Below are 23,677 nucleotides of genomic sequence, written 5' to 3'. Positions count from 1 at the left end.
CGTGCGTCAGGAGGCGTCCGCGGCACCGTCGCGACGACCGTGGACCGCGCGGTCGGCGAGCGGGACGATCGGTGCGGCCGCGGGGGCGGTCTCCGGACGGATGCCGTACATGGCGTCGATCGCGGCGACGAACTCGTCGGCCCGACCGCTCCGGCCGAGCTCGCGGGCGCGGACCGACGGACCGTGCAGGAGCACGCCGGCCAGGTGTCGGAGCGCCTGCTCGGTGCGCTCGGACGAGTCACCACGGCCCCGAGCGCGCTCGATCTCGGCGTCGAGCAGGTCGAACACGTGGCCACGGAGGGCGACGAGCGCCGGCGTGACCGACTGCTCGAGCCCGGCGGCGTGGAACCGGCTCACGGCGTCGTCGACGATCGCGCGGGCCTCCGTCTCGGCGTTGAGCTCGGCGAGCGGCGCATGGAGGCTGATCGTCTCGAGGTCCAGGAGCTCGACACCGTCGACCGATGATGCCGCGGGGTCCACGTTCCGCGGGAGCCCGAGGTCGATCACCAGACGCCGCGAGCCGTCCGCGAGGTCGTCGGCGCTGATCACGGGCACCTCACTCGACGTGCACGTGATGACGATGTCCGAGGCGCCGATGGTCGTGCGGAGGTCGGTGGTCGCAGTGAGGTCGTGCTTGGCGGCGAACGGGACCGCCCGGCCGGAGGGGGAGAAGACGGTGATGTCCACGGCGCCTCGGTCGCGGAGCGCCGCCACGGTCGTCGCGGCGTAGCGGCCGGTGCCGACGAGGAGGACCCTGGTGCCTGCCCAGTCGGTGACCCGCGACGCTGCGAGCTCGAGCGACAGGCGGACGAGGGAACGTCCGGCCGCCCCGATCTGGGTCCGGGTCTTGACGCCGCGAGAGGTGTGCGCGGCCTCCTGGAACAGGCGCTCCAGGTCGGAGGTTGTGGTGCCGCGGGTCCTGGCGTCCTCGAGGGCGCGACGGACCTGCCCGGAGATCTCGGTCTCGCCGACGACGACGGACTCGAGCCCGCTCGACACGGCGAACAGGTGCTCGACGACGTCCCCGCCACCGAGGACGCGCACGGAGGTGGAGAGCTCGGACGGCGGGACGTCGCTGGCGGTGCTCACGGCGTCGATCGTCGCCGCGACTGCCTGGTCCGTGTCGCCGGTCACGTCGAGGTACGCCTCGAACCGGTTGCAGGTCGCGAGGACCACGGCACCGTCGAGGATGTCGGAACCGGTGACGAGGCCGCCGGCCGCGCCGGGTGCACCGATGCTCAGTCGCTCCAGGAGATCGAAGCTGGCGTTCTGATGCGACGCCGTGAGACAGATGAGCACGTAATCCATGGTAAACCCGCCCGCCGACGTTCCCCTCCGAGCATCCGACCGATGGAGCTGAGGACTCCGCAAGGTCCGGCACGGGCGCGGATGCGAGAATCGACGCCGTGACCGACGCCACCCTCGCCCTGCCCCCGGCGCACCCGCTCGCCTCGGGTGCCACCGCGAACTCACCGCTCGTCCGAGCGCTCCGCGGGGACCGACCGGAGCAGCTGCCCGTCTGGTTCATGCGCCAGGCCGGTCGATCGCTCCCCGAGTACCGCGAGCTGCGGATCGGGACGGCGATGCTCGACGCCTGCCTCGACCCGGCGATGGCGTCCGAGATCACCCTGCAGCCGGTCCGCCGCCACGGGGTGGACGCCGGCATCTTCTTCAGTGACATCGTCGTGCCCATCAAGCTCGCGGGCGTCGACGTCGACATCGTGCCCGGCAGGGGTCCGGTGCTCGGCAGCCCGATCCGCTCCGCCGCCGACGTCGACCGTCTGGAGCCGCTCGACCCGTCGGCCCTCTCGCCGATCCAGGACGCCGTCGCACGCACCGTCGCGGAACTCGGCACGACGCCGCTCATCGGGTTCGCCGGTGCGCCGTTCACCCTCGCCGCGTACCTGGTCGAGGGTGGCCCGAGCAAGGACCACATCCGGGCACGGACGCTGATGCACGCGGAGCCGGAGGTCTGGGACCGCCTCCTCACGTGGGCGGCCGACGTCTCGGGGGCCTTCCTGCGGGCCCAGGTGCTCGCCGGGGCCTCCGCGGTCCAGCTGTTCGACTCGTGGGTGGGGTCGCTGTCGCGCGCGGACTACCTGGCCCGCGTGGCTCCGCACTCGGCACGGGCGCTCGACCACGTCCGCGCGACCGGCGTCCCCCGCATCCACTTCGGGGTCGGGAGCGCCGAGGTCCTCGCCGACATGGCCGGCAACGGGGACAGCCCACTCGACGTCGACGCGGTCGGTGTCGACTGGCGGATCCCGCTCGACGACGCCGTGCGCCGTGTCGGGACCGAGCACACGCTGCAGGGCAACATCGACCCCGCCATGCTCTCGGCGCCGTGGCCCGTGCTCGAGGCGCACGTCCGCGACGTGGTGGCCCGCGGTGGTGCGGCGCGGGCGCACGTGGTGAACCTCGGGCACGGCGTCCCGCCCGAGACCGACCCGACCGTGCTGACCCGTGTCGTGGAGCTCGTGCACTCGCTCGGGAGCGGGGCGTCCGAGGCCGCGGAGTGAGTCGCGTCGTCGTCGTGGGGGGCGGGCTCGGCGGGCTCGTCGTCGCCAGGGACCTCGCGAAGGGCGGCGCCGACGTCGTGCTCGTCGAAGCGGAGGACGAACTCGGCGGGATGCTCCGGACGCACTCCGTCGCCGGACTCGACCTCGACCTGGCCGCCGACTCGTTCGCGACCCGCGGGGACATCGTCGCGGCGCTCGCCATCGAACTCGGCCTCGGCAACGAGCTGTGTCTCCCCGATCCCCGCGGTGCGTGGCTCATGACGCGCGACCGTCGGACGGCACCGCTCCCGGCGGCCGGACTCCTCGGCATCCCGAGCACCCCGATGGCGGCGGACGTGCTCGCGGTGATCGGCACGGCGGCCGGTCTCCGAGCACAGATGGACTCGCTCATCCCCGCACCGGTCGGAGCCGCCGCCGTCACGCTCGGCGAACTCGTCCGCAAGCGGATGGGGGCCGGGGTCCTCGAGCAGCTGGTGCTGCCGATCGTCGCCGGTGTCCACTCCACGCACCCGGACGACCTCGAGCTCGACCGCGTCGCGCCCGGTCTCCGTGCTGCCCTGCTCCGCACCGGGTCGCTGGCGTCGGCCGTCGTCGCGCAGCGCGCAGCGGTCCCGGCCGGGTCGGCGGTCGGGGGCATCCGGGGCGGGATCGCCCGGCTCGTGCGCGAGCTCGTCGCGGACCTCGACACCTACCGTGTCGACGTGCGGCTCCGGACCCGCGCCGTCCGGATCGACCAGCACGGTGTCGACGTCCAGCCGGTCGGGGACAGGGGCGGGGCCGAGGACGGGCACGGGGGCGGCGAGGTGGAGCGCATCGAGGCGGACCACATGGTCGCGGGGGTCGCGGACCCGACGAGGACCGCACCGGCCAGGCGCACGGGGATCGAGCTCGTCACGCTCGTCGTGGACCAGCCCGAGCTCGACGCGGCCCCCAGGGGGACCGGCATGCTCGTGCACCCGGACGCGCAGGGCGTCGGCGCCAAGGCGCTCACGCACGCGACCGTCAAGTGGCCGTGGCTCGCCGAGCGGACGGACGGGAGGCACGTCATCCGCCTCAGCTACGCCATCGGCCCGCAGGACGGTGCGGCCGCGTCGGGTGTCGGTCGGAGCGCCGTCGTCGGTCCGGACAGCCCCTCGGCCGTGGCCGCTGCCGCCGACGCCGCGGCCATGCTCGGGGTGCCGCTGACCGCGTCGCAGGTGGTCGGCGCCGCCCGGGTGCGCTGGCACGGCCCGGACTCCGAGCCCGCCGCGCTCGCCGACGGGGTCGTCGGGGTCGGCGAGGCCTCGAGCGGACGGGGGATCGCCGGCATCGTCGCGGCGGCCCGATCGCGCGCGGCGGCGATCCTGGGCGCGTGACCGGTCGAGCCGGAGCAGCGAGGGCTACTGTTGTCCGAGTCACCTTTTCCCCGATCGCCGACACATTCCGTCCGGCGCATGACATCTCCAGGAGGACCTCCATGGCAGGAAGACTGATCTTCGTCGCCGGTGCGGCAGTCGGGTACGTCCTGGGCGCCAGGGCCGGACGCGCACGCTACGAGCAGATCAAGTCGGCGTCGAGCCGGGTCTGGAACAGCAAGGGCGTCCAGAAGCAGGTGCACACCGCGTCCGACTTCATCGCGGACCGTACCCCCGACGTCGCCGAGTTCATCGGCGAGACCACCAAGAAGGTCGTCCGCAAGGCAGGCCCCAAGAAGGACGCCTGATGACGACCGAGCGTCCGACGACCGCTCGTCCGGCGACCGACCGTCCGACATCTGGTCGACCGACGACCGACGGACGCACCGGTGACCGCAAGCGGTCGCTCTTCGGCCTCGTCGGCGACGTCCCCGGGCTCGTCAAGGACCTCGTCAAGGGCGAACTGTCGCTGCTCAAGGCCGAGGTGCTCGGCAAGGTCAAGATCTTCGCGTTCGCTGCCGCGTTCCTGATCGTCGCGCTCGTCATCGTGTTCTACGCGATCGGCGTCTTCCTGACCGCAGCGGTCCTCGGTCTCGCGACCGTCCTCCCCGGCTGGCTCGCTGCCCTCATCGTCGCCGTGCTGCTGCTCGTCATCGCGGGCATCATCGGGTTGCTCGGATGGAAGCGGTTCAAGAAGGGCTTCCCGCCGCTGCCGGAGCGCACCATCGCCAGCGTCAAGAACGACGTCAACGCCGTGCGCGGGATGGGCAAGAAGCCGACGCCCCCGACACAGCACTCTGATCACCGCCCCGACGTGAGTGGGACCTTCTGATGGCGAACGACCCGGCGCAGGGCACCCCGGACTTCGACGGGCTGACCGACCGCGTCGCCGCCACCAGGGCCCAGCTCTTCGACACCCTCGACGCGATCGAGGACAAGCTCAACCTGCCCAAGCAGATCGGGATCGCCGCATCGCGCGTCAAGCGGGGCGTCGAACAGCGTCCGGTGCCCTACCTGGCAGCGTTCGCAGGGGGTGCCCTGGCCATCGGGGGTATCGTCGTGATGGTGATCCGGCGCCGCTAGGCGCGTCGTCCGGGCACTGCTGACGGCAACGGTGCCGGTTCGAGTTCCCGACAGAAGGACGATGGATCCATGAGTACCGCCGTGCCTGCTCCCTCGAGCAGCGAGCACACCCCAACGCACCACTCCACCACCGCTGGTCACGGCTCCGATGCCGCGTCGTCGATCGATCCGGCATCGGGCATCGACCCGAACCTGATGACCGCGTTCGCGCTGTGGGCCGTGTTCCGTCGGCCGGTCGGGTCGGTCGCCGAGGCCGGTCCTGACGCCGTCGCCGAGCTCGACGCCGCGGTCTCCGCCGGTGCCGAGCAGGGTGTCACGGTCCGGGGCTTCTACGACGTCTCCGGCTTCCGTGCCGATGCCGACGTGATGATCTGGCTGCACGGCGACGACGCGCAGACGATCCAGTCGGTGCTCCGCCGGATCCGCCGGACGGTCCTGTTCGCCGACGCCGAGCCGGTCTGGCACGTGATGGCGATGCACCGCGAGGCAGAGTTCAACAAGCGGCACACGCCGGCCTTCCTCCGCGGCAAGGACCCGGAGGCCTGGATCACGGTCTACCCGTTCGTCCGGTCGTACGAGTGGTACCTGCTGCCAGAGGACGAGCGGAGCACGATGCTCCGCGACCACGGCATCAACGGCGCCAAGTACCGCCGCGTGCTCACCAACACGATCGCGACGTTCGCGCTCAGCGACTACGAGTGGATCCTGCCGCTCGAGTCGCCGGAGCTCGTCGACCTGGTCGACCTCATGCGCGATCTCCGCGCCACCGAAGCACGGCTCCACGTCCGTGAAGAAGTGCCGTTCTACACGGGTCGCCGTGTCACCACCGCCGAACTCCCGGAGGTCCTCGCCTGATGAGCGCAGACACCAGTCACATCTCGAATGGCCAGCTCGTCATGGCCGCCACCCCCGCCGCGGCCGACGGTCCCGAGCACGTCACCGAGCCGACCGCGTACGACGCGATCCTCCTCGCCGGCTTCGGCGGGCCGGAGGGCCAGGACGACGTCATCCCGTTCCTCCGCAACGTCACCCGCGGTCGCGGCATCCCGGACGAGCGGCTCGAGGAGGTCGCCCACCACTACCGGCACTTCGGCGGCGTCAGCCCGATCAACGCGCAGAACCGCGCGCTCAAGGCAGCGCTCGAGGCTGAGCTGGCTTCGCGCGGGATCGACCTCCCGGTGCTCTGGGGCAACCGGAACTGGGACCCCTACCTCGAAGAAGCCGTGCAGGAGGCCGCCGACAAGGGGTACGCCAAGCTCCTCGCGATCGCCACGAGTGCCTACAGCTCGTTCTCCGGTTGCCGGCAGTACCGCGAGGACTTCGCGCGGGTGCTCGAGTCGACCGGGCTCCAGGGCACGGTCTTCATCGACAAGGTGCGGCAGTTCTTCGACCACCCGGGCTTCGTCCGACCGTTCGTCGACGGTGTCCGCAACGCCATCGCCGAGGCCGTCGTGGCGAACGAGGGCCTCGACGTCGCGACCGAGCTGCACATCCTCTTCTCGACGCACTCGATCCCGTCGACCGACGCGGAGCGTTCCGGGCCGGCCGCGCGTGGGTTCGACGAGCACGGCGCGTACGCTGCGCAGCACGCCGCGGTCGGGCAGGTCGTGCTCGACACCGCGTGGGCGGAGTTCCTCGACACACCCCTCGGTGCCGCGTTCGCCGGTTCCGCGCTGCCGCCGTGGAAGCTCGTGTACCAGTCCCGCTCCGGCCCGCCGACGCAGCCCTGGCTCGAGCCCGACATCAACGACTACCTGCACGAGCTCGAGGGCGGCCCGACCCGCGCCGTCGTCATCGTCCCGCTCGGCTTCGTGAGCGACCACATGGAGGTCATGTGGGACCTCGACGAAGAGGCGACCGAGACCGCCGGCGAGCTCGGCTTCTGGTCGACCCGCACCCCGACCCCTGGAGTCGACCCCGCGTACGTCACCGGTCTCGTCGACCTGGTGCTCGAGCGTCGGGACGCCACCCCGGTCGAGGAGAGACCGCACCTCACCGACCTCGGACCCTGGTACGACGTCTGCCGCCCCGGATGCTGCGAGAACATCCGCGCGGGCTTCAAGCCGGCGGTCGCCGGACTGCAGCCGTGACCGGCGGTACCCCGACGAGCACCCAGCCCACCGAGGGCGCAGCACCCGGCACCGGTCCGGCCCCGATCCGCGTCGGGACACGCGGCAGCGCGCTCGCGCTCGCACAGTCCCAGCAGGCGGCGGCGCGGATCGGCAAGGCCGCCGGGCGTCCGGTCGAGCTCGTCACGGTCAAGACCGAGGGCGATCGCTCGAAGGAGTCCCTGGCGACGATCGGCGGTACCGGTGTGTTCGCGTCGGCCCTGCGTGAAGCGCTGGTGGCCGGCGAGGTCGACGTCCTGGTGCACTCGCTCAAGGACCTGCCGACGGCGGCCTACCCGGGCCTCACGATCGGTGCGGTCCCGAAGCGGGCGGACGCCCGCGATGCCCTCTGCGCCCGTGACGGCCTGACCCTCGAGACCCTCCCGGAGGGTGCCAGGGTCGGCACCGGCTCACCGCGCCGCGCGGCCCAGCTCCACGCCCGCCGCCCCGACCTCGAGATCGTGGACATCCGCGGCAACATCGACACGCGCCTCGGCCGCGTCGGGATCGACCTCGACGCCGTCATGCTCTCCGCGGCGGGTCTCGGACGGCTCGACCGGCTCGCCGACGCCACCGACCTCATCGGCCTCGGGTTCTGGCCGACGGCACCGGGTCAGGGTGCGCTCGCGATCGAGGTCCGCGAGGGTCACGGCGACGCCGCGCTCGACCGCGGGCTCCGGGGGATCGAGCACGCCGAGTCCCGACTCACGGTCACTGCGGAGCGGCAGGTGCTCGCGACACTCGAGGCCGGGTGCTCCGCGCCGATCGGGGCCACCGCCGTGATCGATGCCGAGCTGCTCCTCGTCACCGCGACGGTCTACCGGCCGGACGGCACCGAGTACCGGTCCGCGTCGCACGGTGCACACCTCGAGCCCGGGCCGGCCGCACCGCGTCTCGCCGAGGCCCGCGAGGTCGCCGAGCGCGTCGCCCGGGAACTGCTCGACCAGGGTGCGGCGGACCTCGCCGACATCGCGAGCTCTGCACGCCAGGGGCCGTGACGGACACCGCCCGACGCCCCACCGTGGTCCTGCCGCGCGGCGGCGAGTGGGCGGAACGGATCGGACGGGAGGCCCGTGCTCGCGGTCTCGAGCCGGTCACGATCCCGCTCATCACCACCGCACCGCCCGCGGACCCGGCGCCGTTGACGGCTGCGCTCGCCGCGCTCGCGCGGGGCGAGTTCGCCTGGATCGCGGTGACCAGTGCGACGGCGGCGAGGGTCATCGGCGGACTCGTGCCGAGCCTCCCGGCCGGTGTCAGGGTGGCCGCCGTCGGACGCGAGACGGCAGCAGCGTGCCTCGCGGCCGGATGGCCGGTGGACTTCGTCCCGACCGACGAGTCGGCGCGCGGTCTCGCCGCCGAGTTCCCGGAGACGGACGGCACGGTGCTGTTCCCCTGTTCGGAGATCGCGACGGTGCACCTGATGACGGGACTCCGGGACCGCGGGATCGCCCTGTGGGACGTGGCCGCGTACCGTACCGTGGGGACGGGCACGGCGCCGATCGTGCTCGATCCACCGCCGGACGCGATCCTCGTCACGAGTGGGAGCGTCGCCTCGGCGATCGCGCTCCGGATGCGGCCGCTCGACCCTCGCACCCGCGTCGCCTGCATCGGCCCGGGCACCGCGAGTGCCGCCGGTGCCCTCGGACTGCCGGTCCACGTCACCAGCCCGTCGCGGTCCGTCCCCGCACTCCTCGACGCCGTCGTCGCCGACCTCCAGACATCCCCGAACCACCCCACACCGGAAAGGTGACCGTGCCCGTCTCCCCAGCATCCGTCGGACGCTTCCCGCAGGTCCGTCCCCGCCGTCTCCGTGCCACCCCGGCCATGCGCCGTCTGGTCGCCGAGACGCGCCTCCACCCCTCGGAGCTCGTGCTCCCGATGTTCATCCGCGAGGGCGCGCCCGAGGCCGTGCCGATCGCGTCGATGCCCGGGGTCGTCCAGCACTCGCTCGACTCGTTCCGCCGAGCGCTCGTCGAGGGTGCCGAGGCCGGCATCGGCGGCGTCAACCTGTTCGGCGTCCCGGAGCAGAAGGACGCGCAGGGCTCCGGTGCGACCGACCCGGACGGCATCCTCAACGTCGCGATCCGCGTCGCCCGCGAGGAGGTCGGCGACGCCCTCGTCGTGCAGAGCGACCTGTGCCTCGACGAGTTCACCGACCACGGGCACTGCGGGGTGCTCGCGGCCGACGGCTCGGTCGACAACGACGCCACCCTCGTGCGGTACCGCGACATGGCGGTCGCGCAGGCCGAGGCCGGTGCGGAGCTGATCTGCATGAGCGGCATGATGGACGGCCAGATCAGGGCCGCCCGTGACGCGCTCGACATGGCCGGGTTCACGGGGACGGCTCTCCTCGCCTACGCGGCGAAGTACGCCTCGGCGTTCTACGGCCCCTTCCGCGAGGCCGTGTCGTCCTCGCTCGTCGGGGATCGTCGAACCTACCAGATCGACTCGGGCAACGGGCGCGACGGGCTCCGCGAGGTGGAGCTCGACATCGACGAGGGTGCCGACGTCGTCATGGTGAAGCCCGCGATGAGCTACCTCGACGTGCTCACCCGGACGAAGGACATCTCCCCGGTCCCGGTCTGGGCCTACCAGATCTCCGGCGAGTACTCGATGATCCACGCGGCCGCCCAGAACGGGTGGATCGACCTGGAGGCCGCCTCGATGGAGAGCCTCGTCGGGATCAAGCGTGCCGGCGCCGACGCGATCCTGACCTACTTCGCGGTGGACATCGCCCGCAGGCTCGGCGGCGGGCCCGCGGCGAGCACCAGTGGCGCGTCGGGCGGTCAGGCCGGGGGTGCACGATGAGCGGTGTGACGGCGACCAACGACGACCTGTTCCGCAGGTCCAAGAACTCCATCCCCGGCGGCGTGAACTCCCCGGTCCGCGCGTACGGGTCCGTCGGGGGCACCCCGCGGTTCCTGGTGTCGGCGAAGGGCCCGCACGTCATCGACGCCGAGGGTCGCGAGTACGTCGACCTCGTCGCGTCGTGGGGTCCGGCGATCCTCGGCCACGCCCACCCGGGGACGGTGCAGGCCGTGCAGGAGGCCGCCGCCCGCGGGCTCTCCTTCGGCGCGTCCACCCCGGGGGAGACCGAGCTCGCCGAGCTCGTCCGACACCGGGTGAGTGTCGACGGTGACGGCCCGATCGAGAAGATCCGCATGGTGTCCACCGGCACCGAGGCGACGATGACCGCGATCCGCCTGGCCCGCGGGTACACCGGTCGGGACCTCCTCGTGAAGTTCGCCGGGCACTACCACGGCCACTCCGACTCGCTCCTCGCCGAGGCCGGGTCCGGGGTCGCCACCCTGGCACTGCCCGGATCCGCGGGGATCACGGCGGAGACCGCGGCCCAGACCCTCGTGCTGCCCTACAACGACCTCGACGCGGTGCGGAAGGCCTTCGACGAGCACTCCGAGCGCATCGCCGCGGTGATCGTCGAGGCCGCCGCCGCGAACATGGGTGTCGTCCCGCCGTCGCGCGGCTACAACCGGGCGCTCGCGCAGATCACGCAGTCGCACGGCGCGCTGCTCATCGTCGACGAGGTCCTCACCGGGTTCCGCGTCGGGCCGGCCGGCTGGTGGGGCCTCGAGGCGTCGCAGATCGTCCCCGACGGCCGGGGGTGGAAGCCCGACATCATCACCTACGGCAAGGTCATCGGGGGCGGTATGCCGCTCGCCGCGCTCGGTGGTCGCCGTGAGGTGATGGACTACCTCGCTCCGCTCGGGCCGGTCTACCAGGCGGGCACGCTCTCCGGGAACCCGCTCGCCGTCGCCGCGGGGATCGCGACGCTCCGGGCCGCCGACGCCGGTGTGTACGCACACCTGAACCGCACGGCGGACACCATCTCGACCGCGGTCTCCGAGGCCCTGTCGGCGGAGGGTGTCGCCCATTCCGTGCAGCGCGCCGGGAACCTGTTCTCGTTCGCGTTCACCGCGTCGGCGCCCCGGAACTACGACGACGTGCGTGCGCAGGACAGCTGGCGCTACCCGCCGTTCTTCCACGCCATGCTCGACGCGGGTGTGACCCTGCCGCCGAGCGTGTTCGAGGCGTGGTTCGTCACGGCGGCGCATGACGAACGCGCGGTGTCCAGGGTGCTGGATGCCCTGCCCGCCGCCGCACGGGCTGCGGCCGCCGCGACCCCGTAGCGGGAGCCGTACCCCGAGCGCGTGGCCGCACCCGACGCGCATGGCACCAGTTCCCGCGCATCGCACCACTTCCGGCGCATCGCACCAGTTCCGGCGCATGGCACCGCCCGCGAACGGTGGTGTGGTGCGCCAAGAGCGGTGCCAACACTCGTCGCGCATGGCACCAGTTCCCGCGCATGGCACCACCTCCCGCGCATGGCACCGCCCGCGAACGGTGGTGTGGTGCGCCGAGAGTGGTGCCATGCGCCGGAAGTGGTGCGGCGCGCGGTGCGCACGGGAGCGGGCGACGGACTGGAGGGACGGTCCCAGGCCGACCCGCGCCTCCCGTCCGCGTCCGGTCCTGTTCCCGACCCGCGCCTCCCGTCCGGTTCCGGTTCCGGTTCCCTCCCCACCGGGGCGCGACGCATCTCGGACTGGGGGATGACCGTCGGGCGCGACCCCGGGACAATGGGGGCATGGACCGCGACGGGTGGGTGCGCGTCGCCACGGGGACGAACGTCGGCGGACGCGCGGCAGGATCGGGTGTCCGACGCCGGGTGTTCGTCTGGGTCGGACTGGCGGCGGTGGCCGCGATCGTCGCCGTGGTGCTCCTCGGGAACGCCGCGGCCGAACGGCTGGCCGAGAGCGACGCCGTCTCGGACGCCGCGCGCATCGCCGACATCACCGGGGTCGGGGTCGTCGCGCCGCTCGTGACGGACGCCCTCCTCGACGGCGACCCCGCCGCCCGGACAGAGCTCGAGGAGGTCGTGCGGAAGTCCGTGCTCCGGAACGGCGCGGTCCGCGTCAAGATCTGGGACGCGGACGGCACGATCGTCTTCTCCGACGAGGAGCGACTCATCGGGCAGCGCTTCGAGCTCGACGAGGACGAGCGTGAGGCCCTCGCCGGCACCGTCGTCCAGGCCGAACCCACCGATGTGGACGAGCCCGAGAACGTGCACGAGCGGGCGTTCGGGCGCCTGCTCGAGGCGTACCGGCCGGTGACCACGCCCGGTGGGACGACCGTGCTCTTCGAGGAGTACTTCCGCTACGACGTCGTCGGGGAGCGCGCCGCCTCGCTCCGCCGGGGCTTCGGGGCCGTCACGATCGGCAGCGTGCTGCTCCTCGCGCTCCTGCTCGCCCCGCTGGTGATCCGCCTCGCGGTGCTGCTCCGACGCGGCCGTGCCGAGCGGACGGAGCTGTTGACACACGCGCTCGAGGCGTCGGACACCGAGCGACGACGCATCGCCGCCGGGCTCCACGACGGCGTCGTGCAGGACCTCGCGGGGACCTCGTTCGTCCTCACGGGGGCACTGTCGCGGGTCGACGAGCCGGTCCGGACCGAGCTCGGGGCGGCGGGCGGCACGGTGCGCGCATCGATCGCGGCGCTCCGCACACTGCTCGTCGACATCTACCCGTCGAGCCTCGCGCGCGCCGGCCTCACCGCAGCACTCGACGACGCGACCGCGCTCCTCCGGTCGCACGGGGTCGACGTCCGTGTCGCGGTCGACGAGTCGACGATCCGGACCGAGGCCCAGCAGCAGCTCGTCTTCCGCGTCGTCCAGGAGGCGCTCCGGAACGTCGCGCGACATGCCCGCGCGACCAGCGTGGACGTCCGCGTGGTCCGCGACGGCGGTGCCGCGATCGCCGAGGTGTCCGACGACGGCGTCGGGTTCGACGTCCCGACGATGCTCGCGAGCCCGCCGACCGGGCACTTCGGTCTCCGCGTCCTGCGGGACACCGTCGGCGCATCCGGTGCCGTGCTCGACGTCAGGAGCCGGCCGGGCGGCGGCACGGCGTGGCGACTGCGGTGGGCGCCGTGACCGGCGTGCACGGGGATCGAGACGCGCGGGTGATCACGGTCCTCGTGGCGGACGACCACCCGCTCGTCCGGACGGGCCTCGCGGGACTGCTCGGCGCGACGGCGGACGTGTCGGTCGTCGGGCAGGCGTCCTCCGGCGAGGAGGCCGTCGCGCTCGCCCGGGAGCTCCGTCCGGACGTGGTGCTCATGGACCTCTCGATGCCGGGGATCAGCGGGGTCGAGGCGACCAGGCGTGTGCATGCGGACGCCACGGCGTCGGCGGTCGTCGTCCTGACCTCGCTGCACGATCCGGAACGGGTGCGTGCCGCGCTCGACGCCGGTGCCGTCGGGTACCTGCTGAAGGACGCCGACCCGCAGACGGTGCTCGACGGGGTCCGGGCGGCCGCGGCAGGGGGTGTGCCGCTCGACCCCCGGGCGGCGCGGGCGCTCCTGCCCGAGCCGGGTGGGCGCGCCAGCACGATGCGGGTCGAGCCCACGGGCACGGCGACCGTCGAGCCCGGGGACACGGCGACCGTCGAGCCCACGCGTACGGCGGCGATCGAGCCCAGGGGTGAGGTCCCGGCGATGACCGAGCGGGAGCGCGAGGTCCTGGGGCTCCTCGCCGAGGGCCTGCCGAACAAGCAGATCGGCGTGCGGCTCGGGATCCGCGAGCGCACCGTGAAGGCCCACGTCGGGGCGGTGTTCCGACGCATCGGCGTGCAGGACCGGACGAGCGCAGCACTCTGGGCACGCGACCACCGCGGCGGGTACTAGTACCAAGGTCCGATCGACGCCGCTGCCGTCGCCGCGCGAGAGTTGCCCCACCGGGACGGTCCCGGACATCTCGATCCGGGAGGATCACCATGACGCTCCGCACCAGTCTCCGTACGAGCAGGACCGCCCTCGTCGGCGTCACCGTGGCCACGGCCGCCGTGGTCGCGCTCTCCGTCGGCCTCGCAGCCCCGGCGTCCGCCAAGACCGCTACCACGACCGGCGACTACCGCGTCACGATCGGGTCCACCACGTACGACCCGGCCCCCGGCAAGACCGCGAAGGTCGAGGACCTCGCGGCGTCGTCCGGCCGGATCGTCGTCAGTGGCGTCAACAACCGCTTCACGATCGACCCGTCCACCCTCGGCGTCTACGACTACACGCTCACCGGGGCCCCTGACCCGCTCCGGATGGTGACGAAGCCGACCGTGGTGTTCGCCTCGAAGGTCCCGACCCTCACCGCGGCACAGCTCGCCGGCGCGAGGATCAAGCAGCTCGAGATCCGGGACGACACCCTCGTCGCGCTGTTCACGACGAACGGCGGCAAGTTCAAGATCCAGGCGAAGGACGGTGCCCAGGGCGGCATCTTCCAGATGGAGACCGAGTTCGCCGGCCCCGTGGAGTTCACCCACACGCTCGGCGCCGGTGTCTTCTACTTCGTCAACCCGAACACCGGCAAGGTGAACTTCGGCGACGGCACCTCCGCGGTCACGAGCGGCTCGGGCGCGCACCAGATGCTCCTCGGCAAGGACAGCCCCCAGGTCGCGACGAAGACGTTCCAGAGCGGCTCGGTCACGAAGTGGATCGTGCAGCCCGGTGGTCGTCTCGGGGGCGTGCTCGGGGAGGACTCCGTCGAGCTCTCGCAGGGCGCCACGAACTGCACGAGCCAGTGCCAGGCGCAGAACCAGATCCACGGGTCGCTCCCGGTCCCGGCCGATCCGGTGAACCCGACCCCGATCGCCGGCTGACCCTCGACATCGGCCCGGTACGGACTGGAGGCGCGGTGCCGGCTGGCACCGCGCCTCCAGTCCGTCTCGGTGCACCCTGGTGCAGGATGGATGCATGAAGCTCGCCGAAGCGCTCATCGAGCGCGCCGACCTCCAGAAACGCATCGAGCAGGTCCGATCACGGATCGCGACGAACGCCAGGTACCAGGAGGGCGCCGAGCCCGAGGAGGACGCCACGGCACTCCTCGCCGAGGCCGAGCGGATGGTCGCGACGCTCGAGCGGCTGCTGCTCCGGATCAACACGACGAACGCGGCGACGACCCTGCGGGACGGCTCGACCGTCACGGCGCTCCTGGCCCGTCGTGACGCACTGCGGCTCCGACACTCGCTCGTGTCCGGTGCTGCCGACGCGGCCGCCGGCTCGAACGGCTACCGGCAGCTCCGCTCCGAGCTCAGGACGATGGCGGCCCTGCCCGTGGCGGACCTCCGGAAGCGCGTCGACGACCTCGCCAGGAGCATCCGCGAGGTCGACGTCGTCATCCAGCGCACGAACTGGGAGGTCGACCTGGCCGACTGAGGCATGACGGCGGTGAGTCGGTAGGCATCGCGGGGCGAGTACGGACCCGGCGGATCAGCGGGCACTCTGATCCACGCAGGCGCGGTGGGCAGCGCTCATGGCGAGAGCCGTGCACACACAGCCCAGCACCGATCACCGGTGACCGCGCACTGCGCACACCGCACAACCACGTACTGACCGGGATGCTGAGGGCGGGTTCGGGGACCTCATCGCATTGCGGAATTTCATGCGCTACATCTAGTGTTCCAGGATGACGAATGCCACTGACAGATCGACCGCGACGCCACCGGCAGGACCCCCGCTCTGGGCTCCCTGGTACGGCATCGGGTTCCCGGCGGCGTTCGGGCGGTTCTTCCGCAAGTACGCGGACTTCACGGGTCGGGCCGGCCGCGCCGAGTACTGGTGGTGGGTCCTCTGGGCGGTGATCATCTTCGTCCCGCTCTCGATCGTGGGCAGTGTGATCGATGTCGCCACGGGGTTCGGCGCGGACACCGACCCGGCGAGCCTGCAGGCCGTCACGGAGTCGTTCCGATCGCCGTCGAGCATCATCTCGTACGTGTTCGGGCTCGTCATCCTGGTCCCCGGCTGGGCACTCGCCGCCCGACGCCTGCACGACACCGGACGGAGCGGCTGGTGGCAGCTGCTCCAGCTCGTCCCGATCGTCGGGGGCATCGTCCTCATCGTCTGGTACGCGTCGGCGTCGCGGCCGGACGGGGCGCGGTACGACCGACCGCGTCGCTGACGCCTGCGCCCGCGCGACCGGCTGACGGACTGGAGGGACGGTGCCGGACCGCACCGTCCCTCCAGTCCGTCTCTCAGCCTGTCAGCGCGCCGTCCTGACGTGGCAGCGTTGCGTCAGCGCGTCAGGACCGCGGCGACCTCGGGGATCCGGTCGATGTACCCGGACACGAGCTGGCGTGCGACGGAGACGCTGTCGACGAGCGGGTGCAGCGCGAACGCCTTGAGGGCCTCGTCCTTCGACCCGGTCATCGCGGCGGCGATCGTGTGGCGCTCGACGTCCTTGACCTGCGACATGAGCCCGATCTGGTGCAGGTCCGGCTGCGCGGTGCTCAGAGGGTGCACCCCGTTCGCGTCGACCATCGTCGGGACCTCGACCACGGCATCGTCCGGCAGACCCGTGATCGTGCCGGCGTTCCGGACGTTGAGGATCATCGTCTGCCGTTCGTTCCGGCTGATCGCGGCCATCACGCCGAGTGCGACACCCGCGTAGCCCTGGTGCGCCGGGTCCGCCTCGCGCTCCTTCTGGTGGGTCGGCTCCTCCTGGGTGCCGCCCTTCGCCTCGGCCATGTACGACGCGCTCCGACGCTCGACGGTCTCGCGCCAGAGCTCGGCCACCCCGTTCCCCGCCGCGGTCGCCCGCTCGTAGAACGCACCCTGCGACTGCGCGAGGAAGTCCCCGCGGGTGGTGCCGGAGTCGATGATCGACCGGACCGCGTCGCGGCTGAAGTAGTAGTAGTACAGGTACTCGTTCGGGATCGCGCCGAGGGACCTGACCCAGTCGAGCCCGAAGACGTGCCCCTCCTCCATCGCGCCGAGCAGGTCGTCGGAGCCCATCAGCTCGGGCAGGATGTCGCGCCCGTCGTACATCACCCGGCGCATCCACCCGAGGTGGTTGAGGCCGACGTAGTCCATCTGCACGCGGGTGTGGTCGAGGCCCATGAGCCCGGCGACCCGACGCCCGAGGCCGGACGGGGTGTCGCAGATGCCGAGGACGCGGTCGCCGAGCACGGTCTGCATCGCCTCGGTGATGATCCCGGCCGGGTTCGTGAAGTTCATCACGTAGGCGTTCGGGGCGAGGCGCTTGATGACCTCCGCCGCCTCGACCATGACCGGCACGGTGCGGATCGCGTAGGCCAGGCCGCCCGGCCCGGTCGTCTCCTGGCCGAGCACGTTCAGGTCGAGCGCGACGTGCTCGTCGCAGCGGCGACCCTCGAGCCCGCCGACGCGCAGGGCGGCGAAGACGTAGTCCGACCCCTCGACCGCGGTCTCGAGGCTCGTCGTCGGGACGAGCTTCGGCGCGTCCGGGAACTCGGTGGCGAGCTCCGTGAGGATCGCCATCATGGCGTGCAGGCGGACTTCGTCCACGTCGTAGAGGGCGACCTCCTCGACGCGGGGCGACCCGGTGTCACGGAGGAGTGCCTGGTAGACGTAGGGCGTGCGGAATCCGCCGCCTCCGAGGATGCAGAGCTTCATGCGACAGTGACCTCTCCGCCGGCGTTCCGGCACAGTGCGAGTGTTTCGTCAGGGGCGCCGGTCGTCGTCACGAGGACGTCGACGTCGGCGAGGGAGCAGAGGCGGAGTGCCCCGCTCCCCGGGAACTTGGCCTCCGAGGCGAGCAGGACGACCCTGTCCGACGCGGCGATCATGGCCTGCTTGATGGGGGCCTCGACGGCCATGTTGTCGACCACGTGGCCGTTCGCCCGCACGCCGGTGCAGGACAGGAACACGATGTCGGCGCTGAGCTGGCTCAGGGCGAGCTCGGCGAGGGAACCGACGAGGGTGCGGTAGTTCCGGCGGACGACACCGCCGAGCAGGACGAGTCGGACCGCCTCGTCGTCGCGCAGCTCGTCGAACACCGCCAGGTTCGAGGTCACGACGGTGATGTCCCGGCCGTGCAGTCGTTCGGCGAGGAGCGGGGTGGTCGTCCCGATGTCGAGGATGACCACGCTCCCGTCGTGCACCATGGCCGCGGCGGCATCGGCCATCCGCGCCTTGAGGTCCACGTCCGTGGAGCTGTCGAACGCCCCCTCGGACGCCTGCTGGCCGTGTTCCTCGACGGTCGTGCCCGGTTTCAACACCGCGCCGCCGTAGGTCCGCGTCAGCTCGCCGTTCCGGTCCAGGATCTCGAGGTCCCGGCGGATGGTCGACTCGCTCACCTCGAGGGCCTCGGCGAGCTCACGGACGGACGCGGCACCGTCGACGCGCAGCGCGCTGATGATGCGGTTCTGCCGCTCGCGGAGGATCACGTGGCCACTGTACCCACAAGATGCGCGAAGTCGAGCAAACTCGCGCATGACCAAATCGCAACCTGCGCAGAGTTAACAAAAGTGCGTCACATCGGTAATGTGCTCGCAACAACGGATGCACAGGCTTGCATGACATCGCAGGTCAGCCGACATCCGCCGGCGGATCCGCGACGACGAGGAGACCGAAGTGACCCGACCCGAGCCAGCACCCGGCAGCACCGCTGCCGGGGATGCCCGTGGCGCCGATCTCCTGTTCGCCGGCACGGTCTTCTGCGACGTCGTCTTCTCCGGTGTCGCCGTCCCCGAAGTGGGCGCCGAGGTGTTCGCGGACGGGTTCGGCATCACCCCGGGCGGCGTCGCGAACCGTGCGGTCGCCGGGGCCAGGGCCGGTGCCTCGACGATGCTCCTCGCGCGCCTCGGCGACGACCCGCTCGGCACGCACATCCACGCCGAGCTCGACGCCGAGCCCGACCTCGACACGTCGTTGCTCGAACACGTCCCCGGCCACCAGAGTCCCGTGACGGTGTCCCTGACAGGTGCGCACGCCGAGACCGGCACGCACGACCGGAGCTTCATCACCTACCAGGAGCGCCTCGGCGACCTGACCCTCCCCGACGGCATCGGCCCGATCGGTGCGACGCACGTCGGGATCGCCCACGACCTGCCGGCGTGGGTCGCGCGCCTCCGGTCGGCAGGGACCCGGGTCGTCGGCGGCGTCGGCTGGGACCACACGGGCGCCTGGTCGACCGAGGTCCTGGACCGGCTCTCGGAGGTCGACGTCTTCGTGCCGAACGACGTCGAGGCGATGCGGTACACCCGGACCGGCGACGCGGTCGCCGCCGCGAAGGCGCTCGCCGAGCGTGTGCCCCTCGCCGTCGTCACCCGCGGTCCCGACGGCGCCGTGGCGGTCGACTCCGCGAACGGCACGCTCGTCGAGGTCCCGACGGTCCGCGTCCCGGTGCTCGACCCGACCGGTGCCGGCGACGTCTTCGTCGCGACCTTCATGGCTGCCGACGGCCACGGCTGGGACCTCGCCACCCAGCTCCGGTTCGCGGGCCTCTGCGCATCGATGTCGGTCACGGGCCTCGGCGGCGCAGCGAGTGCACCGCGCCCCGCCGACCTCGTCCGGTTCGTCGAGCGCACCCGCCCCGACGGCGACTGGTCGTTCCTCGACGACCTCCTCCTCACCACCCCTGCAGCATCCGGACTCCCGACAGATCGGAACACACCATGAAGCACCTCAGGAAGGCACCGCTCCTCGTGGGCGTGGCCGCGGTCCTCGCGCTCGGCCTCGCCGGTTGTGCGCCGGGCGGCTCCGCTGCGACGAGCGAACAGAGCCTCGGCCCGGTCTCGAAGAGCGTCGGCAAGGACAAGATCACCCTCACCGTCTGGGACCAGAACACCGACGGCGGCATCAGCGACGCCCAGCAGCAGCTGAACGCCGCGTTCGAGAAGAAGTACCCGAACGTCACCGTCAAGCGGGTCTCTCGCTCGTTCGCCGACCTCAAGACGACGCTCAAGCTCGCGCTGTCCGGGGACAACCCTCCGGACGTCGTGCAGGCCAACCAGGGCTACCCGGACATGGGTGCCTTCGTCAAGGCGAAGCTCCTCCGCCCGGTCGACGACTACTCCGACCTGTACGGCTGGAACGACTACTACCCGTCGAGCCTGCTGAAGCTCAACTCGTTCTCGTCCGACGGCCAGACCTGGCAGGGCGACAAGCTCTACGGCGTCTCGCAGACCGGTGAGCTCGTCGGCCTGTACTACAACTCGGCCGTCCTCGAGAAGGCGGGCATCAGCGAAGCGCCGACCACGGTGGCCGAGCTCACCGACGACATGGCCAAGGTCAAGGCCGCGGGCGACCTGCCGCTCAGCTACGGCGACGTCGAGAAGAGCCCCGGCATCCACCTCTACGGCCTCGTGCTGTCGGCGCTCGCCGGGCACGACACCGTGAACGACCTGGTCACGTCGAAGAGCGGCGCGTGGACCGACTCCGACGGCGTCGAGGCCGCGAAGACCATCCAGGGCTGGCAGGACGACGGGTACATCACGCCCGGGTCGAACGGTGTCTCGCGTGACGATGCGGTGGCGACCTTCGGCAAGGGCGAGTCCGCGTTCCTCGTCACCGGCACCTGGAACCAGGCGACGCTCGAGGCCGCCTCGGCAGCCAAGGACATCCGCTTCACGGCGCTCACCCCGAAGGGCTCCGACACCGCCGTGACGATGGGCGGCGAAGGGCTCGCCTGGGCGCTGACGTCGAAGACGAAGCACGCCGACGCCGCTGCGGCCTACGTGGACTTCGTGACGGACAAGAGCGCGTCGGAGGTCCTCGTCAAGACGGGCAACCTGCCGACCGTGGTCCCGTCGGACGACACCCCGACCACGGGCACGCTCGCGGCCGACATCACGAGCGAGTACAAGACGATCTCGCAGTCGAACGGCATCACCCCGTACCTCGACTACGCGACGCCGACGTTCTACGACACCCTGTCCGCCGCCATGCAGGACCTCGTGGCCGGCAAGTCGACGCCCGCGGAGTACACCGAGACGCTCCAGACGGACTACTCCGCCTTCGCGAAGAGCCGCGGCTGACGGTGACCGACGCAGTGACACGGACCGGAACGGGCGCCCCGGCGGGTGGCGCCCGCTCTGGTCGCGCGGCCGGCGGTCCCGGGACCGCACCGCAGACGGACGGGAGGGACGGGTCGGCCCCGCCCCGTCCCTCCAGTCCGGTCCGGAACGCGCCGCGCAGGCGGCGCCGCAGTCTCGTCGCGTACCTGTACGTGCTGCCGGCGTTCCTCGTCTTCGCGGTGTTCCTCGGCTGGCCGTTCCTGCAGACGGTCCAGTACTCGTTCTACGACTGGGACGGCCTGTCCCCGGCGACCTGGGCGGGCCTCGCGAACTACGCATCGGTGTTCACCGACACGGAGCTCCGCGGGGCGTTCGGGCACGCGCTCGTGCTCATGGTCTTCTACTCGGTCGTCCCCGTCGCGATCGCGCTGTTCCTGACGGCGCTGATCTCGCGGGCGAACGCGCTGAAGGGCATGTCGTTCTTCCGGACGGTGCTGTTCCTGCCGCAGGTCATCGCGTCGGTCGTCGTCGCGACGATCTGGGTGTCGCTGTACTCGACCGACGGACTCGTGAACGAGGTGCTGCGCGCGATCGGGCTCGGGAGCCTCGCACGGGTGTGGCTCGGGGACTACTCGACCGCACTCGTCGCGATCGGGTTCGTCGGGACCTGGCTGAACGTCGGGCTCTGTCTCGTGCTGTTCCTGTCCGGCGTCGGCAACATCCAGCCGACGCTGTTCGAGGCCGCACGACTCGACGGTGCCGGACCCGCACGGGAGTTCTCCTCCATCACGCTGCCCTCGCTCCGCGGACAGATCGCCGTCGCGCTGACCCTGACGATCGTGTCCGCGCTGAAGACGTTCGACCTCGTGTACATCACCACGGGCGGTGGCCCCGGGAACTCCACCACGGTGCCGGCGTTCGAGGCCTACAACCGGGCGTTCAACACCGGGCAGGTCGGCTCGGCCGCCGCGGTCGCGATCGCCCTGACCGTCGTCATCATGATCGTCACGGCGCTCATCAACCGCCTCCAGCCGAAGGACGCCGAATGAGGATCTCCCGGACCGAGAAGGGCGTCGACTACGTCGTCCTGTCGCTGTTCGCGCTGTTCGCGATCGTGCCGCTCATCGGGGTGCTGTTCTCGGCGGTCACCCCGTCGACGGAGAACTCGGGGTCGTTCCACCTGCCGAGCCGGATCGACCTCGGCAACTTCGGGGCGGCGTGGACGCAGGGGCACTTCGGGACCTACATGGTGTCGAGCTTCGTGGTGACGATCGCGACCGTCGTGCTCACGACGATCCTCGCGGTGTTCGCCGGGTTCGCGTTCGCCCGGCTGTCGTTCGTCGGCTCAAACGCGATCTTCTTCGTGATGCTCGCGGGGCTCATGCTGCCCGCCGAGGCGTTCATCATCCCGCTGTACTTCAACCTGCGGACGGTCGGGCTCACCGACACCTACGCGAGCCTGATCCTGCCGCAGACCGCGCAGTCGTTGGCGTTCGGGATCTTCTGGATGCGGAACCAGTTCCGGACGTTCCCGGGCGAGATCATCGAGGCGGCCCGGATCGACGGGGCGCGGGACCTCCGGGTGCTCTGGCAGGTCGTCGTCCCGCCCTCGGTCGCGCCGATCCTGACGATGTGCGTGCTCATCTCGATGTGGACGTGGAACGAGTTCCTGATGCCGCTCGTCCTGATCACCAGCGAGGAACGGCGGACGGCACCGCTCGGGCTCGCGTTCTTCAAGGGCGAGCACCTGACGGACTACTCGCTGCTCTCGGCGGCCGGGATCATCGTGGCACTGCCGATCGTGGTGCTCTACTTCTTCCTGCAGAAGCGGTTCATCTCGGGGATGCTCGGGGGCATCAGCGCGAAGTAGGTGCCGGGCTGGCCGGGCCCTTCTGCGGATCACACCACCATCGGCGCATCGCACCAGCGGTGACCTGTGTGGCCATGCGCCGATCGTGGGGTGATGCGCGGATCGGTGTGCGGGTGGGCTCAGCGCTGCGACGCCCGGCGGGCCTGCCAGCGGCCGTCCGCCCTCGTGATGTCGAGCGGGAAGTCGAAGCACGCCGAGACCGACGCCGACGTGATGACCTCGTCCACCGGCCCGCTCGCGATCGCGGCGCCGTCGCGGAGCAGCATCGCGTGCGACGTCGACGCCGGCAGGTCCTCCAGGTGGTGCGTCACCATCACGCTGCCGAGCTCCGGGTGGCCGGTGCGCAGCGTGTCGACGGTGTCGAGCAGGTGCTCGCGCGCCGCCACGTCGAGCCCGGTGGCGGGCTCGTCGAGGAGCAGGAGCCTCGGGGACGACATCAGCGCCCGCGCGATGAGGGTCCGCCCGCGCTCACCCTGCGAGAGCACCGGCCACGTCGCGTCCCGTCGTGCGCCGAGTCCGACGTCGATGACGTGCTGCTCGGCCCGAGCGACCTCGTCGGCCGTCGGGCTCCACCGCATCATCAGGTCGGTCGTCCCGGTGAGCCCGGTGAGCACCGCCTCGACGACCGTGAGCGGCGACAGCATCCGGTGTCGCGGGTCGACGTGCCCGATGTGCTCGCGGAGCATCCGGACGTCGACCCGACCGAGTCGTGCGCCGAGCACGTCGACCGTGCCGGCGGTCGGGTGCGACGTCGCACCGAGGACCGCGAGCATCGTGGACTTGCCCGCACCGTTCGGGCCGAGGAGTGCCCAGTGCTCCCCGGCCAGGACGGTCAGGTCGATGTCATGGAGCAGATCACGGCCGCCCCGGGTGACCCGGAGACCGCGGACGTCGAGAAGTGCGCTCATGCGTCCATCTTGGTCGA

At 71.6% G+C, this 23,677-nt stretch carries 24 protein-coding genes; 20 read left to right on the top strand and 4 right to left on the bottom strand.

Translation table 11 applies throughout. The features are described from left to right. Positions 1-6: 6 nt before the first annotated feature. Positions 7-1,299: a glutamyl-tRNA reductase gene (locus ASF23_RS07830; RefSeq protein ID WP_055951321.1), complete on the bottom strand. Its 1,293-nt coding sequence runs from the start codon at positions 1,297-1,299 to the stop codon at positions 7-9. Positions 1,300-1,397: 98 nt separating this feature from the next. Here ASF23_RS07830 and hemE point away from each other — a divergent pair, with 98 nt between their 5' ends. The 16 genes from hemE to ASF23_RS07750 all read left to right on the top strand — a co-directional run bounded on the left by hemE (position 1,398) and on the right by ASF23_RS07750 (position 16,066). Continuing rightward, a complete protein-coding gene (gene hemE, locus ASF23_RS07825) occupies positions 1,398-2,519 on the top strand; it encodes a uroporphyrinogen decarboxylase (protein WP_055951318.1) in 1,122 nt (373 codons plus the stop codon). Then, the gene (locus ASF23_RS07820; RefSeq protein ID WP_055951315.1) at positions 2,516-3,874 is read left to right on the top strand and encodes a protoporphyrinogen/coproporphyrinogen oxidase; all 1,359 of its coding nucleotides are present in this window, start codon (positions 2,516-2,518) and stop codon (positions 3,872-3,874) included. The genes hemE and ASF23_RS07820 overlap by 4 nt, the downstream gene beginning before the upstream one ends. 101 nt (positions 3,875-3,975) lie before the next feature. After that, entirely contained in the window at positions 3,976-4,221 is a 246-nt protein-coding gene (locus tag ASF23_RS07815) for a hypothetical protein (RefSeq protein ID WP_055951312.1), read from the top strand. After that, a complete protein-coding gene (locus ASF23_RS07810) occupies positions 4,221-4,745 on the top strand; it encodes a phage holin family protein (RefSeq protein WP_082473912.1) in 525 nt (174 codons plus the stop codon). The genes ASF23_RS07815 and ASF23_RS07810 overlap by 1 nt, the downstream gene beginning before the upstream one ends. Beyond that, positions 4,745-4,996 (top strand): hypothetical protein, encoded by a 252-nt coding sequence (locus tag ASF23_RS07805; RefSeq protein WP_055951309.1) that lies wholly within the window; start codon positions 4,745-4,747, stop codon positions 4,994-4,996. The genes ASF23_RS07810 and ASF23_RS07805 overlap by 1 nt, the downstream gene beginning before the upstream one ends. Positions 4,997-5,065: 69 nt before the next feature. Next, on the top strand, positions 5,066-5,851 hold the full coding sequence (hemQ, locus tag ASF23_RS07800) for a hydrogen peroxide-dependent heme synthase (RefSeq protein WP_055951306.1): 786 nt from the start codon (positions 5,066-5,068) through the stop codon (positions 5,849-5,851). Then, positions 5,851-7,086, top strand: coding sequence for a ferrochelatase (locus ASF23_RS07795; protein WP_055951303.1), 1,236 nt, complete (start codon positions 5,851-5,853; stop codon positions 7,084-7,086). The genes hemQ and ASF23_RS07795 overlap by 1 nt, the downstream gene beginning before the upstream one ends. After that, complete coding sequence (gene hemC / locus ASF23_RS07790; protein ID WP_442855015.1) at positions 7,083-8,102, top strand: hydroxymethylbilane synthase; 1,020 nt, start codon at positions 7,083-7,085, stop codon at positions 8,100-8,102. Before ASF23_RS07795 ends, hemC begins: the two co-directional genes overlap by 4 nt. Continuing rightward, the gene (locus ASF23_RS07785; RefSeq protein WP_055951299.1) at positions 8,099-8,854 is read left to right on the top strand and encodes a uroporphyrinogen-III synthase; all 756 of its coding nucleotides are present in this window, start codon (positions 8,099-8,101) and stop codon (positions 8,852-8,854) included. The genes hemC and ASF23_RS07785 overlap by 4 nt, the downstream gene beginning before the upstream one ends. A gap of 2 nt (positions 8,855-8,856) precedes the next feature. Then, positions 8,857-9,912 carry a porphobilinogen synthase gene (gene hemB / locus ASF23_RS07780; protein ID WP_156364349.1) on the top strand — a complete coding sequence of 352 codons (1,056 nt, stop codon included), beginning with the start codon at positions 8,857-8,859 and terminating at the stop codon, positions 9,910-9,912. Further along, complete coding sequence (hemL, locus tag ASF23_RS07775) at positions 9,909-11,252, top strand: glutamate-1-semialdehyde 2,1-aminomutase (protein WP_055951295.1); 1,344 nt, start codon at positions 9,909-9,911, stop codon at positions 11,250-11,252. Before hemB ends, hemL begins: the two co-directional genes overlap by 4 nt. 455 nt (positions 11,253-11,707) lie before the next feature. Beyond that, on the top strand, positions 11,708-13,051 hold the full coding sequence (locus ASF23_RS07770; RefSeq protein ID WP_055951292.1) for a sensor histidine kinase: 1,344 nt from the start codon (positions 11,708-11,710) through the stop codon (positions 13,049-13,051). Continuing rightward, positions 13,048-13,803 carry a response regulator gene (locus ASF23_RS07765; protein ID WP_235510817.1) on the top strand — a complete coding sequence of 252 codons (756 nt, stop codon included), beginning with the start codon at positions 13,048-13,050 and terminating at the stop codon, positions 13,801-13,803. The genes ASF23_RS07770 and ASF23_RS07765 overlap by 4 nt, the downstream gene beginning before the upstream one ends. A gap of 89 nt (positions 13,804-13,892) precedes the next feature. Further along, positions 13,893-14,768, top strand: a complete 876-nt coding sequence (locus tag ASF23_RS07760; RefSeq protein WP_055951289.1) for a hypothetical protein — start codon at positions 13,893-13,895, stop codon at positions 14,766-14,768. Positions 14,769-14,862: 94 nt separating this feature from the next. Next, positions 14,863-15,324: a DIP1984 family protein gene (locus ASF23_RS07755; RefSeq protein ID WP_055951286.1), complete on the top strand. Its 462-nt coding sequence runs from the start codon at positions 14,863-14,865 to the stop codon at positions 15,322-15,324. A gap of 250 nt (positions 15,325-15,574) precedes the next feature. Beyond that, on the top strand, positions 15,575-16,066 hold the full coding sequence (locus ASF23_RS07750; RefSeq protein ID WP_055951283.1) for a DUF805 domain-containing protein: 492 nt from the start codon (positions 15,575-15,577) through the stop codon (positions 16,064-16,066). A gap of 113 nt (positions 16,067-16,179) precedes the next feature. Here the strand turns inward: ASF23_RS07750 and ASF23_RS07745 are convergent, their stop codons facing one another. Then, positions 16,180-17,538, bottom strand: a complete 1,359-nt coding sequence (locus tag ASF23_RS07745) for a 6-phospho-beta-glucosidase (protein WP_055951279.1) — start codon at positions 17,536-17,538, stop codon at positions 16,180-16,182. After that, positions 17,535-18,311 (bottom strand): DeoR/GlpR family DNA-binding transcription regulator, encoded by a 777-nt coding sequence (locus ASF23_RS07740; protein ID WP_055951276.1) that lies wholly within the window; start codon positions 18,309-18,311, stop codon positions 17,535-17,537. Before ASF23_RS07740 ends, ASF23_RS07745 begins: the two co-directional genes overlap by 4 nt. A 187-nt stretch (positions 18,312-18,498) precedes the next feature. Here ASF23_RS07740 and ASF23_RS07735 point away from each other — a divergent pair, with 187 nt between their 5' ends. The 4 genes from ASF23_RS07735 to ASF23_RS07720 are packed head-to-tail and all read left to right on the top strand — an operon-like array spanning position 18,499 to position 22,752. After that, positions 18,499-19,545 carry a carbohydrate kinase family protein gene (locus ASF23_RS07735; protein WP_055951273.1) on the top strand — a complete coding sequence of 349 codons (1,047 nt, stop codon included), beginning with the start codon at positions 18,499-18,501 and terminating at the stop codon, positions 19,543-19,545. Continuing rightward, complete coding sequence (locus ASF23_RS07730; protein WP_055951270.1) at positions 19,542-20,903, top strand: ABC transporter substrate-binding protein; 1,362 nt, start codon at positions 19,542-19,544, stop codon at positions 20,901-20,903. Before ASF23_RS07735 ends, ASF23_RS07730 begins: the two co-directional genes overlap by 4 nt. Positions 20,904-20,905: 2 nt before the next feature. After that, complete coding sequence (locus ASF23_RS07725; protein WP_235510816.1) at positions 20,906-21,931, top strand: carbohydrate ABC transporter permease; 1,026 nt, start codon at positions 20,906-20,908, stop codon at positions 21,929-21,931. After that, positions 21,928-22,752 (top strand): carbohydrate ABC transporter permease, encoded by an 825-nt coding sequence (locus ASF23_RS07720; RefSeq protein ID WP_055951267.1) that lies wholly within the window; start codon positions 21,928-21,930, stop codon positions 22,750-22,752. The genes ASF23_RS07725 and ASF23_RS07720 overlap by 4 nt, the downstream gene beginning before the upstream one ends. A gap of 119 nt (positions 22,753-22,871) precedes the next feature. Here ASF23_RS07720 and ASF23_RS07715 read toward each other — a convergent pair whose 3' ends face one another. Then, positions 22,872-23,660: an ABC transporter ATP-binding protein gene (locus tag ASF23_RS07715; RefSeq protein WP_055951264.1), complete on the bottom strand. Its 789-nt coding sequence runs from the start codon at positions 23,658-23,660 to the stop codon at positions 22,872-22,874. Between the last annotated feature and the right edge of the window lie 17 nt (positions 23,661-23,677).

It is taken from the genome of Curtobacterium sp. Leaf261 (assembly GCF_001422205.1).
GTDB lineage: Bacteria > Actinomycetota > Actinomycetes > Actinomycetales > Microbacteriaceae > Curtobacterium.
Note: the sequence above shows the minus strand (reverse complement) of the source record. Positions and strands in the feature narration are given on the sequence as shown.

Coding starts and splice junctions, on each gene's coding strand:
- ASF23_RS07795 (WP_055951303.1), top strand. CDS start 5,851: ATGAGCGCAGACACCAGTCACATCTCGAATGGCCAGCTCGTCATGGCC.
- ASF23_RS07760 (WP_055951289.1), top strand. CDS start 13,893: ATGACGCTCCGCACCAGTCTCCGTACGAGCAGGACCGCCCTCGTCGGC.
- ASF23_RS07750 (WP_055951283.1), top strand. CDS start 15,575: ATGACGAATGCCACTGACAGATCGACCGCGACGCCACCGGCAGGACCC.
- ASF23_RS07720 (WP_055951267.1), top strand. CDS start 21,928: ATGAGGATCTCCCGGACCGAGAAGGGCGTCGACTACGTCGTCCTGTCG.
- ASF23_RS07715 (WP_055951264.1), bottom strand. CDS start 23,660: ATGAGCGCACTTCTCGACGTCCGCGGTCTCCGGGTCACCCGGGGCGGC.
- ASF23_RS07815 (WP_055951312.1), top strand. CDS start 3,976: ATGGCAGGAAGACTGATCTTCGTCGCCGGTGCGGCAGTCGGGTACGTC.
- ASF23_RS07730 (WP_055951270.1), top strand. CDS start 19,542: ATGAAGCACCTCAGGAAGGCACCGCTCCTCGTGGGCGTGGCCGCGGTC.
- ASF23_RS07755 (WP_055951286.1), top strand. CDS start 14,863: ATGAAGCTCGCCGAAGCGCTCATCGAGCGCGCCGACCTCCAGAAACGC.
- hemQ (WP_055951306.1), top strand. CDS start 5,066: ATGAGTACCGCCGTGCCTGCTCCCTCGAGCAGCGAGCACACCCCAACG.
- ASF23_RS07770 (WP_055951292.1), top strand. CDS start 11,708: ATGGACCGCGACGGGTGGGTGCGCGTCGCCACGGGGACGAACGTCGGC.
- ASF23_RS07745 (WP_055951279.1), bottom strand. CDS start 17,538: ATGAAGCTCTGCATCCTCGGAGGCGGCGGATTCCGCACGCCCTACGTC.
- ASF23_RS07810 (WP_082473912.1), top strand. CDS start 4,221: ATGACGACCGAGCGTCCGACGACCGCTCGTCCGGCGACCGACCGTCCG.
- hemL (WP_055951295.1), top strand. CDS start 9,909: ATGAGCGGTGTGACGGCGACCAACGACGACCTGTTCCGCAGGTCCAAG.
- ASF23_RS07805 (WP_055951309.1), top strand. CDS start 4,745: ATGGCGAACGACCCGGCGCAGGGCACCCCGGACTTCGACGGGCTGACC.